This window comes from Zoogloea sp. (assembly GCF_041904905.1).
Taxonomy (GTDB): domain Bacteria; phylum Pseudomonadota; class Gammaproteobacteria; order Burkholderiales; family Rhodocyclaceae; genus Zoogloea.
In genome coordinates this window covers 1-16,079 of record NZ_JAYRMI010000043.1, presented here as the reverse complement: position 1 = coordinate 16,079, position 16,079 = coordinate 1, and the positions used below count along the sequence as shown (strand labels likewise).

General features: G+C 69.0%; 14 protein-coding genes and 1 pseudogene. 7 read left to right on the top strand and 8 right to left on the bottom strand.

The genetic code is table 11. The annotated features are described in order from the left end of the window. Positions 1-146: 146 nt before the first annotated feature. Positions 147-2,516 (bottom strand): phosphoenolpyruvate synthase, encoded by a 2,370-nt coding sequence (gene ppsA / locus ACE3N6_RS12605; RefSeq protein WP_374246124.1) that lies wholly within the window; start codon positions 2,514-2,516, stop codon positions 147-149. Between the two features lie 227 nt (positions 2,517-2,743). Between ppsA and ACE3N6_RS12600 the strand changes: the two genes are divergently transcribed. The 3 genes from ACE3N6_RS12600 to msrB all read left to right on the top strand — a co-directional run bounded on the left by ACE3N6_RS12600 (position 2,744) and on the right by msrB (position 5,295). Then, entirely contained in the window at positions 2,744-3,568 is an 825-nt protein-coding gene (locus tag ACE3N6_RS12600) for a pyruvate, water dikinase regulatory protein (protein WP_374246123.1), read from the top strand. A gap of 95 nt (positions 3,569-3,663) precedes the next feature. Next, positions 3,664-4,833, top strand: a complete 1,170-nt coding sequence (locus tag ACE3N6_RS12595) for a DUF2863 family protein (RefSeq protein ID WP_374246122.1) — start codon at positions 3,664-3,666, stop codon at positions 4,831-4,833. A 57-nt stretch (positions 4,834-4,890) separates the two neighbouring features. Then, positions 4,891-5,295, top strand: a complete 405-nt coding sequence (msrB, locus tag ACE3N6_RS12590; protein ID WP_374246121.1) for a peptide-methionine (R)-S-oxide reductase MsrB — start codon at positions 4,891-4,893, stop codon at positions 5,293-5,295. 50 nt (positions 5,296-5,345) lie between these two features. Here msrB and ACE3N6_RS12585 read toward each other — a convergent pair whose 3' ends face one another. From ACE3N6_RS12585 to ACE3N6_RS12575, 3 genes are read right to left on the bottom strand one after another with little or no spacing between them, the layout of a single operon-like run. After that, positions 5,346-6,032, bottom strand: coding sequence for a DUF599 domain-containing protein (locus ACE3N6_RS12585; protein WP_374246120.1), 687 nt, complete (start codon positions 6,030-6,032; stop codon positions 5,346-5,348). Next, positions 6,029-6,979 carry an alpha/beta fold hydrolase gene (locus tag ACE3N6_RS12580; protein ID WP_374246119.1) on the bottom strand — a complete coding sequence of 317 codons (951 nt, stop codon included), beginning with the start codon at positions 6,977-6,979 and terminating at the stop codon, positions 6,029-6,031. Before ACE3N6_RS12580 ends, ACE3N6_RS12585 begins: the two co-directional genes overlap by 4 nt. 58 nt (positions 6,980-7,037) lie before the next feature. Continuing rightward, positions 7,038-9,365 (bottom strand): DNA internalization-related competence protein ComEC/Rec2, encoded by a 2,328-nt coding sequence (locus tag ACE3N6_RS12575; protein WP_374246118.1) that lies wholly within the window; start codon positions 9,363-9,365, stop codon positions 7,038-7,040. Positions 9,366-9,496: 131 nt separating this feature from the next. Between ACE3N6_RS12575 and ACE3N6_RS12570 the strand changes: the two genes are divergently transcribed. Next, the gene (locus ACE3N6_RS12570) at positions 9,497-10,036 is read left to right on the top strand and encodes a DUF2062 domain-containing protein (protein ID WP_374246117.1); all 540 of its coding nucleotides are present in this window, start codon (positions 9,497-9,499) and stop codon (positions 10,034-10,036) included. After that, a complete protein-coding gene (locus ACE3N6_RS12565; RefSeq protein ID WP_374246116.1) occupies positions 10,033-11,136 on the top strand; it encodes a TrkA family potassium uptake protein in 1,104 nt (367 codons plus the stop codon). The genes ACE3N6_RS12570 and ACE3N6_RS12565 overlap by 4 nt, the downstream gene beginning before the upstream one ends. Positions 11,137-11,209: 73 nt before the next feature. Here ACE3N6_RS12565 and ACE3N6_RS12560 read toward each other — a convergent pair whose 3' ends face one another. Then, the gene (locus ACE3N6_RS12560; RefSeq protein ID WP_374246115.1) at positions 11,210-11,818 is read right to left on the bottom strand and encodes a methyl-accepting chemotaxis protein; all 609 of its coding nucleotides are present in this window, start codon (positions 11,816-11,818) and stop codon (positions 11,210-11,212) included. A gap of 44 nt (positions 11,819-11,862) precedes the next feature. On the opposite strand from ACE3N6_RS12560, the gene ACE3N6_RS12555 reads away from it, so the two are divergent. Continuing rightward, on the top strand, positions 11,863-12,207 hold the full coding sequence (locus ACE3N6_RS12555) for a hypothetical protein (RefSeq protein WP_374246114.1): 345 nt from the start codon (positions 11,863-11,865) through the stop codon (positions 12,205-12,207). Here ACE3N6_RS12555 and ACE3N6_RS12550 read toward each other — a convergent pair. The 3 genes and pseudogenes from ACE3N6_RS12550 to ACE3N6_RS12540 form a co-directional block, all read right to left on the bottom strand. Further along, positions 12,123-13,169 (bottom strand): annotated as a pseudogene (locus tag ACE3N6_RS12550) (nitrate- and nitrite sensing domain-containing protein); the annotation flags it as partial. The gene ACE3N6_RS12555 and the pseudogene ACE3N6_RS12550 sit on opposite strands and share 85 nt — an antisense overlap. Positions 13,170-13,399: 230 nt before the next feature. Then, positions 13,400-14,083 (bottom strand): lipoprotein-releasing ABC transporter ATP-binding protein LolD, encoded by a 684-nt coding sequence (gene lolD, locus ACE3N6_RS12545; protein ID WP_374246113.1) that lies wholly within the window; start codon positions 14,081-14,083, stop codon positions 13,400-13,402. Continuing rightward, positions 14,076-15,329: a lipoprotein-releasing ABC transporter permease subunit gene (locus tag ACE3N6_RS12540; protein ID WP_374246112.1), complete on the bottom strand. Its 1,254-nt coding sequence runs from the start codon at positions 15,327-15,329 to the stop codon at positions 14,076-14,078. The genes lolD and ACE3N6_RS12540 overlap by 8 nt, the downstream gene beginning before the upstream one ends. Positions 15,330-15,498: 169 nt before the next feature. Here ACE3N6_RS12540 and ACE3N6_RS12535 point away from each other — a divergent pair. Continuing rightward, positions 15,499-16,079, top strand: a 581-nt coding sequence (locus ACE3N6_RS12535) for an SH3 domain-containing protein (RefSeq protein WP_374246111.1), incomplete at its 3' end; no start/stop codon positions are given.

Here is a 16,079-nt window from a genome sequence, read left to right as displayed (position 1 = left end):
GCAGGGCGTAACCCGACATCCGCTGATCTGTCGGGTCACGCTGCGCTGACCCGACCTACATCCGCAGGTACCGCACCCCAAAAACAAAACCGGCCCGTCTTTCGACGGGCCGGTTTCATTTACAGCATGTCAGCGCGAACGCTCGATCACTCGCCCTTGCCGTGGGCGGCCAGCTTGAGCCAGGTGTCCACTACGGTGTCGGGGTTGAGGGAGATGGTCTGGATGCCTTCGTCCATCAGCCATTCGGCCAGATCGGGGTGATCCGAGGGGCCTTGGCCGCAGATCCCGACATACTTGCCCAGCTTGTTGGCGCCCTGGATGGCCAGGGACAGCAGTTGCTTGACCGCCGGGTCGCGCTCGTCGAAAGAGTGAGCAACCAGGCCGGAGTCGCGGTCGAGGCCCAGGGTGAGCTGGGTGAGGTCGTTGGAGCCGATGGAGAAGCCGTCGAAGTGCTGCAGGAACTGCTCGGCCAGCAGGGCGTTGGACGGAATCTCGCACATCATGATGAGCTTGAGGTCGTTCTCGCCCTGCTTGAGGCCGTGCTCGGCCAGCAGGTCGACCACACCCTTGGCTTCGTCGAGGTTGCGCACGAAGGGCACCATCAGCTGCACGTTGGTGAGGCCCAGCTCATTGCGCACCTTCTTCATCGCGGCGCATTCCAGCTCGAAGCAGTCGCGGAAGCTGTGGGCGATGTAGCGCGAAGCGCCACGGAAGCCGAGCATGGGGTTCTCTTCTTCCGGCTCGTAGATCTCGCCGCCCAGCAGCTTGCGGTATTCGTTCGACTTGAAGTCGGACAGACGCACGATGACGGGCTTCGGATAGAAGGCGGCGGCGATGGTGGCGACGCCTTCAACCAGCTTCTCGATGAAGAACTGCTTGGGCGAGGCGTAGCCGCGGGAGCGGCGCAGGATCTCGCTGCGCAGGCTGGCCGGCACCTGGTTGATCTCGAGGATCGCCTTGGGGTGGATGCCGATCATGTTGTTGATGACGAACTCGAGGCGGGCGAGGCCCACGCCGCCGTTCGGGATCTGGGCGAACTCGAAGGCCAGCTCGGGGTTGCCCACGTTCATCATGATCTTGACGGGGATCTCGGGCAGGTTGCCGGTGTCGGTGGTGACCACTTCGAAATCCAGCTTGCCGCGATACACGTAGCCGGTGTCGCCTTCGGCGCAGGAGACGGTCACGTCGTCGTTCTCGTCCAGCACTTCGGTGGCGTTGCCGCAGCCGACGATGGCCGGGATGCCCAGCTCACGGGCGATGATCGCCGCGTGGCAGGTGCGGCCGCCGCGGTTGGTGACGATGGCGGAGGCGCGCTTCATCACCGGCTCCCAGTTCGGGTCGGTCATGTCGGTGACGAGCACGTCGCCGGCCTTCACGCGATCCATCTCGGAGGCGTCCTTGACGATGCGGACCTGGCCGGCGCCGATCTTCTGGCCGATGGCGCGGCCGTGGGTGAGGGACTTGCCGTACTGCTTGAGGCGGTACTTCTCCATCACGTGGCCGGACTGCTGGCTCTTCACGGTCTCGGGGCGGGCCTGGAGGATGTAGAGCTTGCCGTCGTCGCCGCTCTTGCCCCACTCGATGTCCATCGGGCGGCCGTAGTGCTGCTCGATAATCATGGCGTAGCGGCCCAGCTCGAGCACGTCGGCGTCGGTCAGGGAGTACACATTGCGGTCGGCTTCGGGCACGTCGACGGTGCGGGTGGACTTGCCGGCTTCCTTCTTGTCGGCAAACACCATCTTGATGAGCTTGGAGCCCAGGTTGCGACGGATGACCGCGGGCTTGCCCTGGGCCAGGGTGGCCTTGTGCACGTAGAACTCGTCGGGGTTCACCGCGCCCTGCACCACGGTTTCGCCCAGGCCGTAGGAGGCGGTGATGAACACCACGCCGTCGAAGCCGGATTCGGTGTCCATGGTGAACATCACGCCGGAGGCGCCGATGTCGGAGCGGACCATGCGCTGCACGCCGGCGGAGAGGGCGACTTCGGCGTGGGTGAAGCCCTTGTGTACGCGGTAGGCGATGGCGCGGTCGTTGTAGAGCGACGCGAACACTTCCTTGATGGCGTGCAGGATGTTCTCGTAGCCGTGGATGTTCAGGAAGGATTCCTGCTGGCCGGCGAAGGAGGCGTCCGGCAGGTCCTCGGCGGTGGCGGAGGAGCGCACGGCGAAGCTGCCGTCGCCCTCGGCGGTGAGCTGCTCGTAGGCGGCCTTGATCTCGGCTTCGAGTTCCGGCGGGAAGGGGGTGTCGACGATCCACTGGCGGATCTGGGCGCCGTTCTTGGCGAGGGCGACAACGTCATCCACGTCCAGGGTTTCGAGGGCGGCGCTGATGCGCTCGGCCAGGCCCTGGTGGGACAGGAACTTGCGGTAGGCGTCGGCCGTGGTGGCGAAGCCGCCGGGCACCCGCACGCTGGCGGGCAGCTGGCTGATCATCTCGCCGAGGGAGGCGTTCTTGCCACCAACCTGCTCGACATCGGTCATGCGGAGTTCTTGGAACGGAATGACGTTACGGGCCATGAAAGATATTCCTGGGAGAAATTGAAAACAGATATGGAATGCTTTTCTGACGTCCATTGTATGAGGTTTGCTGCTGCGCCACATTGAGGGTTTATCCCAATGCGCGGCGCCGGCACGACGCCGGCCGGGGACGAGTTCGCAGGCTGGCCGGGGCCGGAATGGGATAAGATGCTCCATTGCCCGGCCCACGTCGGGCGCGCGAATCCGTCTTTTTTGCTGCCACACCCATGAGCCAGACCCGCCACGTCTTCTTCATCTCCGACGGCACCGGCATCACCGCCGAAACCCTCGGCCACAGCCTGCTCGCCCAGTTTCCCGACACCCGCTTCCGCAACCACCGCCTGCCCTTCATCGACAGCGTCGACAAGGCTCGCGACTGCGTGCAGCGCATCAAGGACGCCGCCATCGATAGCGGCATCCGCCCGATTGTCTTTAACACCCTGGTCGATCCGAGCGCCGTGGCCGCCCTGCGCGAAGCCGACGCCCTGTTCCTCGATCTGTTCGAGAAGTTCATCGAGCCCCTCGAGAACGAGCTGGGCCAGCGCTCCACCCACGCCGCCGGCCGCTTCCACGGCATCGCCGACAGCCAGGACTACAAGCGGCGCATCGAGGCGATCAACTTCACCCTGGCCCACGACGACGGCGTCTCCCACGCCGATCTGGCTGAGGCCGACGTGATCCTGGTGGGCGTGTCCCGCTCGGGCAAGACGCCCACCAGCCTGTATCTGGCGATGCAGTTCGGCATCAAGGCGGCCAACTACCCACTGATCCCCGAGGACTTCGAGCGCAACCGCCTGCCGGTCGAACTCACCCGCTACCGCAACAAGCTGTTCGGCCTCACCATCGGCCCCAACCGCCTGTCGCAGATCCGCCAGGAACGCCGGCCCAACAGCCGCTACGCGTCCCTCGAGAACTGCCTGCACGAGATCGAATCGGCCCAGCGCATGATGAAGCGCGAAGGCATCAAGTGGCTCGACTCCACCGCCAAGTCCATCGAAGAAATCTCCACCATCATCCTGCAGGAAGTCAGACTCGACCCGCAGTCCTACTGAAGGAAGCCCCCGCGCGGCGTCGCCGGCCGCCCCACGGCGGCGGGATCGTGGCGCCCGCGGTGCGGTCAAACCCGTGAATCAACAAGGAGAGCCCGATGAAACGTAACCGACTCGGTCGCCGCGGCGGACTGCCGCGGGATGCCGAACAACTCCTGTGGCTCGCCAACGGCCTGGCCGAATCCAGCAGCCGTGCCGAAGACCACTTCTGGGACCAGCGCCTCGCCGGCGCCGTGGACGCCCTGCTCCGCGCCGAAGACGAGGACGCCCTCAACACCGCGCTGGATCACCTCTCCACCGCCAGCGCCCACGCCTACGACGAGCTGGCCGACATGATCGAATCCCGGGCCGAGGGCGCGCTCAAGTCCGACGACCAGCACGACGTGCTGCTCATCGCCTGCCCGGTGATGGCCTGGAGCCGCTACCGCATCCCCGCCACGCCCATCGCGGCCGCGGTGATGGCCAACCTGCGGGTGCACCTCAAGGCCCACATCCTGGCCAAGGACGTGAAGCTGGGGCTGGCCGATTTCCTGTTCAGCCCGGATCAGCTGCCCCAGGGTTACTGCGCCACCGCCGACTTCGCCACCCACCTGGGCAAGGCCGCCGGCACCGACACCGACCTGCACATCAAGACCGACAACCTGCCCGAGACGGCCCAGTTCCTCTCCGACAACCGCTACCTGCTGGGCGCGGTCGTGGTGCCCAAGGGCGCGCCGATCTTCCGCTGGCAGGAAGAAGACTGCACCCGCGAGCAGGCCCTCGACCAATGGCGGGCCCAGGGCGGCGCCTGCATCGCCCCGCTGCTCACCGGCTGCGCCTTCGAGGTGGTGCTGCCCAACGCCTATTTCGCCGCCAGCCGCGAGGCCGACAAGGCTTCCCGCCCGTACTCGATCCAGGCTTCGGTGGCCTTCCTGTCCACCACCCTCGACACCCCGGCCGCCGGCCTGCGGGCGGTGGTCGCCCCGTTCTTCGAGCGGCAGGTGGAGGAGTTCCGCATCGGCTTCACCCGCCGCGGCGGCAACGACGTGGTGCACGGCGTGGTGTGGCCGCTCCTGGGCGCCGAAGACGAGAACAGCGAGACCCTCGCCGAGATCGAATCGACCCTGCGCAGCTGCGGCATCGCCGACATCCAGGTGCTCGACAACGAGTTCCCGATGGAGTACTGCGACGACTGCGGCGCGCCCATGTACCCCTCGCCCGAGGGCGAGGCGGTGCACGCCGAGCTGCCCGAAGAGCAGGCGGAGCAAATGCCCAAGCACCTGCACTGAGCATCGGCGGGCCGGCTTCAACCGGCCCGTTTTCTTTTCCCCACCCGAGAGACTGCCATGAGCCGAAAGATCGAAAAGACCGACGCCGAATGGCGCGCCCAACTGAGCCCCGAGGAATACCAGGTCACCCGCAAGAAGGGCACCGAGCGGGCCTTCACCGGCCGCTACTGGGATTGCCACGAGCCCGGTCAGTACCGCTGTGTGTGCTGCGGCGCCGACCTCTTCTCGTCCGAGCACAAGTTCGACTCGGGCTGCGGCTGGCCCAGCTTCTACGCCCCCGCCGCCCCCGAGAACGTCGAGGAAGCCGAAGACCGCAGCCACTTCATGCTCCGCACCGAGGTGCTGTGCCACGACTGCGGCGCCCACCTGGGCCACGTCTTCGAGGACGGCCCCGCCCCCACCGGGCTGCGCTACTGCATCAACTCGGCGGCGGTGAAGCTGGAGCAGGACGGCGACGCGTAAATCGTCGAAGCCCCAATGACAGCACAGCCCGCTACGGGCAGTGCTGCTTTTCAGATGCGCATCGCGTCCAGCGTCTGCGACCGGAAATCCCGCCGGTACAGCACCGCCACGATCAGCGTGGTGGTGACGAAGAACAGCCACGGCTGCACGAACCACGACACCGCCGCCAGCCCGAAGTAATAGGCCCGGATGCCCCGGTTGAACTCGTCGCCGGAGAGCGAGTTGATCTTCGCGAAGCGCTGGGCGAAGTCCTCGTTGCCCTGCCCCGGCGGCGGCGCCGCGCCGATCAGGATCGACAGCATGTTGAACTGGCGCAGCGACCAGGTGAACTTGAAGTAAGCCACCACGAAGATCATCAGCAGGAGCAGCAGCTTCACCTCCCACACCTCCCGCGACACGTGGCGGGCGAAGGGCAGGTCGGCCGCCGCGTCGATGAGCTTGTCCATGGTGCCAAGCAGGGCCAGCAGGCCGGCGATCACGTAGATGGTGGTGTTGGCGTAGAACGACACGCTCTGCATCAGGTTGCCGATCAGCGCCGCATCGGCCACCCGCACCTCGCGCCGCAGCAGTTGCCGGCCCCACTCCAGCCGGAAGTGGTGGCTCGCCGCCAGCAGGCCGCGGCTACTCCCCATCCGGCCATGCTCCACCACCCACCCGTAGCCCGCCCAGCACAGCAGGAACCAGCCCAGCGCGAACCAGTCGGGCAGGCTGAAGGCCGACAGCCAGTTGGCGCTCATCCGCGCCCCGCGAGCAGAAAATCGCGCACCGGGGCGATCTGCGCCGGGCTCATCAGGGTGGGGGCGTGGCCGGTGTCGGGCACCTCGAAGAGGCTCGCCCGCGGCCCGCGCTCGCCCATCTGACGCGCGGTGTCGGCCAGCAGCAGATCCGATTCCGCCCCTCGCACCACCAGGGTCGGACAGGCGATGGCGTCGTACACCGGCCACAGGTCCACATCCACCAGCAGCGGCATCTTGCGGAAGGGCTCGCCGATACCCGGGTCGTAGCGCATCGCCCAGCCGCCCTCCACCTGTTTCACGGAGGTTTCGGTAAGGTGCCGCCACTGGGCGTCCGAGAGGCGACCGAAGGGCGCGCTCACCTCGCGGATGTAGGCTTCGGCCGCCTCGAAGCAGGGAAACTCCGGCGCCATCCCCACGTACTGGCCGATGCGCCGCAACGAGGCGACGGTGATGACCGGGCCCACGTCGTTGAGCACCAGCCGGCGGATGGGGTTGTCGGGCATGCTCGCGATGAGCATCCCGATCAGCCCGCCCATCGAGGTGCCCACCCAATGCACCGTCTCCGCGTTCAGGCGGGCGATCAAGGTGACCATGTCGGCCACGTAGGTCGGCAGCTGGTAGTCGTCCTTCACCGCCAGCCAGCCGCTCTGGCCGCGCCCCACCACGTCGGGGCAGACCACCCGGTAATGGGGCGCCATTGCCCGGGCCAGGTCGTCGAAATCCCGCCCGTTGCGGGTCAGGCCATGCACGCAGACCAGCACCCGGGGATTGGCCGGGTCGCCCCATTCGGTGTAGGCCATCCGGTGAAAGCCGTGGGGGCCGATGCACTGCACGCTGTGCCGGCGCGGCTCGAACGCTGACGGCGCCGGCGCGGGGGGCGCGGCGGTCGGTTCGACCGGCGCGGGCGAGGCACCGAAAAGCTTGCGGAGGGCGGCGAGGAGGCTCATGTTCGTCGATGCGGGTGGGGGAGCGCCAAGCATAGCACCAGCCGGCGGCGGGCCGGTTTCAGCGCCCGTGCCAGTAGCGCGGCGCCCGGTCGCGAGCGGTGGCGGGCTGCACCTCGGCCGCGCCCAGGGTGAACAGGATCGCCCCGCCGGCGTCGGTGCGCAGCAGGCCGGCCCCGGCCGCCGACCACCGCGCCCACACCTCGCCGTTGGGGTGGCGGAAGCGGTTGAGGTAGCCCACCGGAAAGATCGCCCAGCGCGGCCGGGTCGCCGCCACGAAGGCCGCGGTGGAGGACGTGCGGCTGCCGTGATGGGGCACCACCACCACGTCGCTGGCGAGGGCGTCGGCATCGCGGGCGATCAGCGCCGCCTCGGACACCGCCTCGATGTCGGACGTGAGCAGCAGGCGCCGGCCGCCGGCCTCAATCCGCAGCACGCAGGCGATGTCGTTGGTCTTCCGCGGCGCCGCGTCGCTCGCCTCGGCCGGGTGGAGCAGCGTGAAGCGCACGCCGTCCCAGTCCCAGCGCTGACCGGCGGCGCAGGGCACATCCCGCGGGCCGGCGATCACCCGCGCCGGGTGGTTGGGCGGCAGCGAGCTGCGCACCTCGTCCACCGGCAGGCCGGTGAGCACCGCCTCGGCGCCGCCAGCGTGATCGTTGTCCTGGTGGGTGACAACCAGGGTGTCGAGCCGCCGCACCCCCATCGCCCGCAGATAGGGCAGCAGAATGCGCTCGCCGCTGTTGGCGTCGGCCGAAAAGGCCGGGCCGGTGTCGAAGAGCAAGTCGTGCCCGGCCGTCTGCACGTGCACCGCCAGCCCCTGGCCCACATCCAGCACCGCCACCCTGGCCTCGCCCGGCGCCGGGCGGGCCGGCGACCACAGCAGCAGCGGCACCAGCGGCAGCAAGCCCACCCAGCGGGACGGCGTGCCGCGGGGCAGCAGCGCCCACAGGCAGCCCAGGCCGGCCAGCACCGCCAGCGCGGGTGGCGGCGCCGCCTGCTGCCAGGCCGCCCAGGGCAGCGCCGCCAACCAGCGCACCGGCAGCATGGTGGCGGTAAAGGCGGCGTGGGCCAGATCGGCAAACATCTGCAGGGGGAACACGGCATACAACAACGCCAGGGGCGTGACGACGAAGCTCACCGCCGGAATCGCGATGGCGTTGGCCAGCGGCGACACCACCGAGAACTGCTGGAACAGCAGCAGCAGCGCCGGCAAAAGCCCCAGGGTGATCGCCCACTGGGCGCGCACGGCGCCCAGCATGCGCCCCTCCCGCCCCAGCCGCCCGCTGCTCACCAGAAACAGCAGCCCCACCGCCCCGAACGACAGCCAGAAGCCCGCCGCCAGCACCGCCCATGGGTCGGCCACCAGCACCACCCCCAAGGCCACCGCCAGCACCCGGGCGGGCGCCGTCTCCCGCCGCAGGCCGATGGCCAGCGCCACGCAGCCAAGCATGTAGAGCGTGCGCTGGGCCGGCACGCCCCAGCCGGCGAGCAGGCAGTAGCCCAGGGCCACGACGAAGCCTGCCGTCACCGCCGCCTGCTGGGCCGGCCAGCGCAGCGCCAGCGCCGGGGTGCGCCGCCAGATTCCGCCCACGCCCGCCGCGAACAGCGCCGCCACCATCGTCACGTGCAGCCCGCTGATCGCCACCAGATGGGAGATGCCGCTGGCCGCAAACACCCGCCACAGCTCCGGGGCAATCGCGCGCTGGTCGCCCACCGCCAGCGCCACCAGCACCCCGGCGTAGGGCGCGTCCGGCAGCGCCGCCCGAAAGCGCGCCCGGACGCCCTCGCGCAGGCGCTCGACGCCGTTCATCAGGCCCGGCACGAAGGCGTCCAGCCGACGGTTGGCCTCTGCCGGGCGCACGTAGCCGGTGGCGCGGATGCCCTGCTGGAGCAACCAGCCCTCGTAGTCGAAGCCGTGGGGATTGACGTTACCGTGGGGCCGCTTGAGGCGCACCAGCAACTGCCAGCGCTCGCCCACGCGGATCGCCGGCAGGCTGTGCAATTCCTCGTCCCGATAACCCGCGTACCAGGCCAGGGAGATCCGTCGCGGCACGGGCCCGGCGCTGTTCTCCACCTCAAACACGAAGCGCAGGCCCCGCTCGAAGTCCTGGGGCAGGCTGGCCACCACCCCGGTCATGAGCACGTCGCGGCCCTCCTGCTCGGCCGGCAGCGCATCGGCAAGGCGCAGTTCGGCCCGCCAGCCGGCGTAGCTCCAGCCGATGGCGGCACCGGCCAGCGCCAGCAGCAGCCCGCGGGCCATCCGCCCAACCGGCAGGCGCCACCCCAGCAGGCCCGCTGCCACCCCCAACCCCAGCCCGGCGGCGATGCCGGCCGGAGACGGCAGCGCGCTTGCCAGCTGTCCGGCCAGAATGCCGACTGCAAATGCCATGACGATCGTCACCATGCCCGGCAATCTAGCCGAAAACGGCGCCGTCGTGCGGCTGGCGTCAAGTTCCGGCGACTCGGTTAGAATCCATGGCGGAGACGAGGGTATCGTCGGAACCCGATACCCGCACTGACATGCGACGACTGCTCAAGCGCTACCTGCCGGATCACGAAGCGCTCGCCGCCAACCGCTGGCTCGCGCCCTTCGGGTCGACCCTGTTCCACCCCCGCCTGTGGCACCTCAACCGCCACTCGGCGGCCGGGGCCGTTGCCGTCGGGCTGTTCTGCGGCCTCATCCCGGGGCCGTTCCAGATGCTGGGCGCGGCCCTGTGCTGCGTGCTGTTCCGCGTCAATCTGCCGCTGGCGCTGTTCACCACGCTCTACACCAACCCCTTCACCATCGTGCCCCTGTACGTGGCGGCCTTTGCCATCGGCGAGTGGATGCTTGGCCCCGGCGCCGGTCAGTTCGCCGCCCCGCCCGAATTGGGCGCAGACGGCGTAGGCCACTGGCTGCTGGCCCTGGCCGGCTGGATGGCCGGGCTCGGCCGGCCGCTCGTCGCGGGCTTGATCGCGCTGGCCGCGGGGCTGTCGATGGCCGGGTACATGCTCACCCGCCTCGCCTGGCGCACCCATCTCATCCACCAATGGCGCAAACGCCGGAACGGCCCGTCTTGAAGATCGCCTATCTCATTGCCCTGATCCGCCGCCTGCTGCACCTGCGTCATCGCCGGAAGGCCGTCGCCGCCCCGGCCGGACGGCGCGGCAGCCAGTTGCCGCGCATCCTGCTGCGGATCTACTTTGCCGCGGGCTTCCTGGTGGCGCTGATCGGCGTCGGCACGGCCGGCTTCTATCTGGCGGGCGGCGAGCAGGCGAACCTGTCCGACGCCTTCTACATGACGATCATCACCGTCACCACCGTGGGCTACGGCGAGATCGTGCACATCGACGGCTTCGCCGAGCGCCTGTTCGCCGGCCTGATCGCCCTGGCCGGCTTTGGCGCGGTCACCTTCCTCTTCACCAGCCTGACCGTTTTCTTCCTGGAAAGCGACCTCGATTACACCCTGCGGAGACGACGCATGGAAAAGCAGATTCGCAAGCTCCACAGCCACTACATCATCTGCGGCTTCGGCCGGGTCGGCCGCAACGTGGCGAACGAACTCACCACCACCCACCGCCATTTCGTGGCCATCGACGCGGACGAGGCGGCGATGGAGGCCCAGCGGGAGCGCCTGCCGGGGCTGGTCTACCTGGGGGGCGACGCGAGCGACGACGACCTGCTGCTGTCGGCCGGCATCATGGACGCCCAGGGCGTGTTCGCCGTCACCGGCGACGACAGCCGCAACCTGATGATCGTGTTCACCGCCAAGCAGCTCAACCCCAACATCCGCATCGTGGCCCGCTGCCACGAGGTGCGCAACGCCGAGAAGCTCCGCAAGGCCGGCGCCGACAGCGTGATCTCGCCCGACTTCACCGGCGGCATGCGCATCGCCTCCAGCATGATCCGGCCCCACGTGGTGTCCTTCCTCGACGAGATGCTCCGCTCCGAACTCAAGCTGCGCCTCGAGGAAGTCCGCGTGCCGGACCACTTCGAGCCCCGCGCCCTCGACACCCTGCGCCTGCGCAGCCCCAACTACGTGCTGCTGGCCGTGCGCAAGGGCGACGAGCTGGTCTTCAACCCCACCAAGGATTTCATGCTGGCCCCGGGGCAGTACGTCATCGCGATGGCCTCGCCGCTGGGCCGGCAGGAACTCGAAGCGGCCCTGCTCCCCGAATAGCCCGGCGCCCGTCCACGCAAAACGCCCCGGCACGCGCACTGCGCACCGGGGCGTTTCAATTTCGGGCCGGGGTTCAGATCCGGAAGTGGGCCACCTCCGCCCGCAGCTGCTGGGCCAGCCCTTCCAGGCGCTGGGCGGTGCCGGCGGTATCCCGCACCGCCGCGCTGTTCTGCTCGGCCATCTGGGCGATGCGCTCCACGTTGCGGGCGATCTCGGTGCTCGCCGCCCCCTGCTCCCGCAGGGCCGCGGAGATGTCGGCCACGGCATTGACCACCTGGCTCGCGCCGGCGTGGATCTGGCCCATCGCGTTGCCTGCCTGACTGGCCAGCACGACCCCATCCTGCACCCGGGTCACCCCCTCCTGCATGGTGGTCACGGCCTTTTCGGTGCCGTTCTGGATCGACACCACCATGCCGGTGATCTCGCCAGTGGCCTTGGTGGTGCGCTCCGCCAGCTTGCGCACCTCGTCGGCCACCACCGCAAATCCGCGGCCGCTCTCGCCGGCCCGGGCCGCCTCGATGGCCGCGTTGAGAGCCAGCAGGTTGGTCTGGTCGGCGATCTCCTTGATCGAGTTGACGATGGTCGAGATCTGGGTGGATTGGTCGCCGAGCTGCTGGATCACCGTGGCGGAGTCGCGCACCGAGCTGGCGATGCGCTCCATCTCGGTGACGGTGCGCGCCACCACCGCCCCCCCCGTCGGACGACAGCCGGCCCGAGGAGGACGAGATGCCCTCTGCCTCCGACGCGCTGCTGGCGATCTCCTCGATGCCCACCGTCATCTCCTCCACCGCCGCGGCCATGCTGGATGCGGCGGCGCTCTGCTGCTCGGAGCCCGACGACACCAGCGAGGCCGAGGCGGCGAGGTTCTCCGCGGCCCGGGCCACGTCGTTGGCGCCGCTCTGGACCTTGCCGATCACCAGCGCGACCGCCTGGGTCATCTCGTTGAACTGGTCCGCCACCTCGTGCAGCTCATCCTTGGCCGAGAACGCGATGCGCGTGCGCAGATCGCAGTCGGCGAGCGCCTGGGCGCCGGTCTTGAGTTCGGCAACGGACTGCATCACCGCCACGTAGAAGCCGGCCGACAGGTAGAGCAGCAGCAGCAGGGCCGTGCCGGAGATGACGACGTTGACGTGGAACGCCTGGCGATGCCCGGCGATACGCGCCTTCAGCAGGCCATCGACCGCCGGGATGAGCTCGTCGTAGGTCTGGGCGAAGGTCATGTCGATGGCGCGGGTGACCAGATCGAAGTAGGCCTTGGGCGCCATCTCGAAGTCGCCCTTCAGGATGCGCTCCTGGAGCGCCTCGACCACCTGCCCGGAGAGCCCGTTGAACTCCTTGCCAAGCCGCTCCAGCGAACCGCGCACCGCCGGGTTGGCCACCGCGGCGCGATCGAGGTTCTCGTTGAAGTCGGCCAGCGCCATGTTCAGCTCGCCCAGCTGGGTGCTGATGTCGAAGCGGCGCTGGTCGTCCATCGCCTTGGCGGCGAGCACGCCGGTCCCCATCGCCCGCAGGCGGCCCAGCCGCTCCGACACGTCCGGCACCCGACGGATCAGGTTGTCGATGAGGTAGTAGGAATCGGCCGAAGGGTCGAGGGTCAGATTGCCGTCGTCGCCCAGATCGTGAAGGGTGAGCACGGCCTTGCGGATCATCGCGGTGTGGGCGAGCAGGTTGTCCCGCGGCTTCATCTGCAGGCCGGTGGATTCCAGCGCGGCCCAATCCTTGCGCACCTCCTGCCAGCGCTTGACGGCCGAACTCGACCGCGCGCCGGACAGGGCCTCGTCGGCCGCCTTGAAGGCGACGGCCACATCGGCGGTCTTCTTCTGCAGCGGCGCGCGCATCTCCTCGTTGCCGTTGAGCAAGCCGGAGGACAAACCGCGGTGCTGCTGACCGGTCTGGATCACCTTGAGCAGCCGGGGAACGTGCCCCAGCGCCTCCAGCTCCTTCTCCGCGAAATCGATGCTCTCCCGGAGCGACAGCGCAAGCTGGACCAGCAACGATCCGATTACGAGCAGCGAGATCAACCCGAGGAGCATGAATTTCTTCGGGTAGCGCAGGCGGTTGAGCAGCGCAACCGCGGGGGAAAACAGGGCGTTCATGGTGTCTCCGATGTGATACCCCGGCCCCATCGCAGGCCCGGGTGCGCGTTTATCGACACCGCCGCCCTTAAACTTGAGAAACCCTGCTATCGGAAGGACTATCCATCAACCGACACGCTGCCCAGTTCGGGCAGCGCCAGGCGCCCAAACGGTATGGAGATACAGGGTCAGGCCCCGTTCTCCAGCAGGCCGTCCTGAAGACGCAGCACCCGGCTGGCCCGCGCCGCCAGCTGCGGATCGTGGGTGACGATCACGAAACCGGTGCCCTGCTGTTCGGCCAGCTCCAGCATCAGCGCGAAGACCTTCTCGGCGGTCTGGCGATCCAGGTTGCCGGTGGGCTCGTCCGCCAGCACGCAGGCCGGCCGGGTGACCAGCGCCCGGGCGATGGCCGCCCGCTGACGTTCGCCGCCGGAAAGCTCGCCCGGCGTGTGATCCAGCCGATGGCCCAGCCCCACCGCCTTGAGGGTTTCGGCGGCCCGGGCCAGGGCTTCGTCCTTCGGCAGGCGCCGCACGAAGAGCGGCATCGCCACGTTCTCGACGGCAGAAAACTCGGCCAGCAGGTGGTGAAACTGGTAGATGAAGCCCAGCGACTCGTTGCGCAGGCGGCCCCGCTCGGCGTCCGAGATCGTCGAAAAATCCCGCCCCAGCAGCTTCACCTCGCCCGCCGACGGCACATCCAGCCCGCCCAGCAGATGCAGCAGCGTGCTCTTGCCGGAGCCGGACGAGCCGACCACCGCCACCCGCTCGCCGGGCGCCACCGACATGGTCACGCCGCGCAGCACCTCCACCGCATCCGCCCCTTCGCGGAAGGACTTGGACAGCCCGCGGCATTCGATCACGGCATCACTCATAGCGCAGGGCCTCCGCCGGGTTGAGACGCGACGCCCGCCAGCTCGGGTAGAGCGTCGCCACGAGGGTCAGCACGAAGGACACCGTGGTGATCGCGATCACGTCGGACCACAACAGCTCGGACGGCAGGTCGGAGATGTAATAGACGTCCTTGGCCAGAAACTGCACCCCGAACAGGCGCTCGATGGCCGGCACCACCACATCGATGTTGAGGGCCAGCGCCACGCCGCCCGCCACGCCAATGCCCAGCCCGATGAAGCCGATCAGCGCCCCCTGGATCACGAAGATGCCCATGATCGAACCCGGGCTCGCCCCCAGGGTGCGCAGAATCGCGATGTCGGCCTGCTTGTCCTGCACCGCCATCACCAGCGTCGACACGATGTTGAAGGCCGCCACCGCGACGATCAGCAGCAGGATGATGAACATCACGTTCTTCTCGATCTGCACCGCCCGGAAGAAATTGGCGTGGCTGCGCGTCCAGTCCGACACCATCGTGTCGGCCTCCAGGAGCCGGGGCAGCTCCCGCGCCACCCGCGGCGCCTCGAAGAGGTCGTCCAGCTTGAGGCGCACCCCGCTCACCCGGTCTTCCATCCGGTACAGCGTCTGGGCATCCTGCAGATGCACCAGCGCCAGGCTGGAGTCGTATTCGTACATCCCCACCTCAAAGATGCCCACCACCTTGAACTGCTTGAGCCGCGGCAGGATCGCCGCCGGCGTCACCAGCCCCTGGGGCGCGATCAGCGTCACCTTGTCGCCGGTGGAGACCCGCAGCGCCCGGGCCAGATCCGCCCCCAGCACGATGCCGAACTCGCCGGCGCGCAGGTCGTCGAGCTGGCCGAAGCGCATGTGCCGGGCAAAGTCGGCCACCTTGTCCTCGGCGTCGGGCAGGATGCCGCGGATCAGCGTGCCGCGCACCGTCTGGTCGAAGGACAGCATGCCCTGGGCCTGCACGAAGGGCGCCACCGCCCGCACCCGGGGGTGCTTGGCCGCCTCGTCGGCCACCCGCTGCCAGTTGGCAAGCTCGCCGTCGTAGCCGCTCACCTGAACGTGGGACGCCACGCCCAGGATGCGGGTGCGCAGCTCGCGCTGAAAGCCGTTCATCACCGACAGCACGACGATCAGCGCCGCCACGCCCAGGGCGATGCCCAGCATCGAGACCAGCGAGATGAAGGAGATGAACCGGTTGCGGCCCTGCGCCCGCCGCTTGGAGCGGGTATAGCGCAGGCCGACGAGGAATTCGTAGGGCATCGGCAATGGAACCAGAAACGCCGGCACACCCGGCGCAGGGGCGCATTGTGCCGGAGTTATCCGATTTCAACGAGAGGCCGACAAGGCGCCCCCCGCCGCCGCCCGTTTTGCCAAGCCGGCACCCGCTGCCGTAAGCTCTCCGGCAGCTCACCACCACCGGCCCGCCCCCATGCGCTCCAGCACGCCCGCGATCCTCCTCACCCTGTGGCTGGCCGCGACGACCGCCCTCGCCGCCGACACCGCCACCCTCACCGCCCACGAGAAGCTCCGCACCGACCCCAGCCCCTACGCGCCGGTCGTGAGCACCGTCCATCGCCTCGCCACGGTGCGGGTGGTGGACGAACGCCGGGACTGGTATCGGGTCGAGGCCGACGGGGGCCGCAGCGGCTGGCTGCCCCGCCACAGCCTGCTCATCGACACCCCGGCGCCGGCCGTCGCCGAGAGCGCCCCAAGCCGGGCGGGCAGCGACGAAACCCGCCTCGTCCCCCGCAGCACCCCGCGCGCCTCCAACCACGCCCTGCTGCTCGGCCTCGACAGCCAGCGCACCGACGGCGACGCCGCCGCCATCGCCCGCCTGATGGGCGTGCCCGACGCCAACATCCAGCAGGCCCCGGCCACCCCGCTGGACGCCGACGGCCTGCGCCGCGCGCTGGCCGGCCTCGACGCCCGCCTGGGCAACGACGACCGCGCCTTCATCCACCTCGCCGCCCCGGCCTGCGCCGACGCAATCCCCACCGCCGGGCGCGACCC

Bases quoted from the DNA above. Each gene is read 5' to 3' on its own strand.
- ppsA (WP_374246124.1), bottom strand. From the start codon at position 2,516: ATGGCCCGTAACGTCATTCCGTTCCAAGAACTCCGCATGACCGATGTC.
- ACE3N6_RS12600 (WP_374246123.1), top strand. From the start codon at position 2,744: ATGAGCCAGACCCGCCACGTCTTCTTCATCTCCGACGGCACCGGCATC.
- ACE3N6_RS12595 (WP_374246122.1), top strand. From the start codon at position 3,664: ATGAAACGTAACCGACTCGGTCGCCGCGGCGGACTGCCGCGGGATGCC.
- msrB (WP_374246121.1), top strand. From the start codon at position 4,891: ATGAGCCGAAAGATCGAAAAGACCGACGCCGAATGGCGCGCCCAACTG.
- ACE3N6_RS12585 (WP_374246120.1), bottom strand. From the start codon at position 6,032: ATGAGCGCCAACTGGCTGTCGGCCTTCAGCCTGCCCGACTGGTTCGCG.
- ACE3N6_RS12580 (WP_374246119.1), bottom strand. From the start codon at position 6,979: ATGAGCCTCCTCGCCGCCCTCCGCAAGCTTTTCGGTGCCTCGCCCGCG.
- ACE3N6_RS12575 (WP_374246118.1), bottom strand. From the start codon at position 9,365: ATGGCATTTGCAGTCGGCATTCTGGCCGGACAGCTGGCAAGCGCGCTG.
- ACE3N6_RS12570 (WP_374246117.1), top strand. From the start codon at position 9,497: ATGCGACGACTGCTCAAGCGCTACCTGCCGGATCACGAAGCGCTCGCC.
- ACE3N6_RS12555 (WP_374246114.1), top strand. From the start codon at position 11,863: ATGCCCTCTGCCTCCGACGCGCTGCTGGCGATCTCCTCGATGCCCACC.
- lolD (WP_374246113.1), bottom strand. From the start codon at position 14,083: ATGAGTGATGCCGTGATCGAATGCCGCGGGCTGTCCAAGTCCTTCCGC.
- ACE3N6_RS12540 (WP_374246112.1), bottom strand. From the start codon at position 15,329: ATGCCCTACGAATTCCTCGTCGGCCTGCGCTATACCCGCTCCAAGCGG.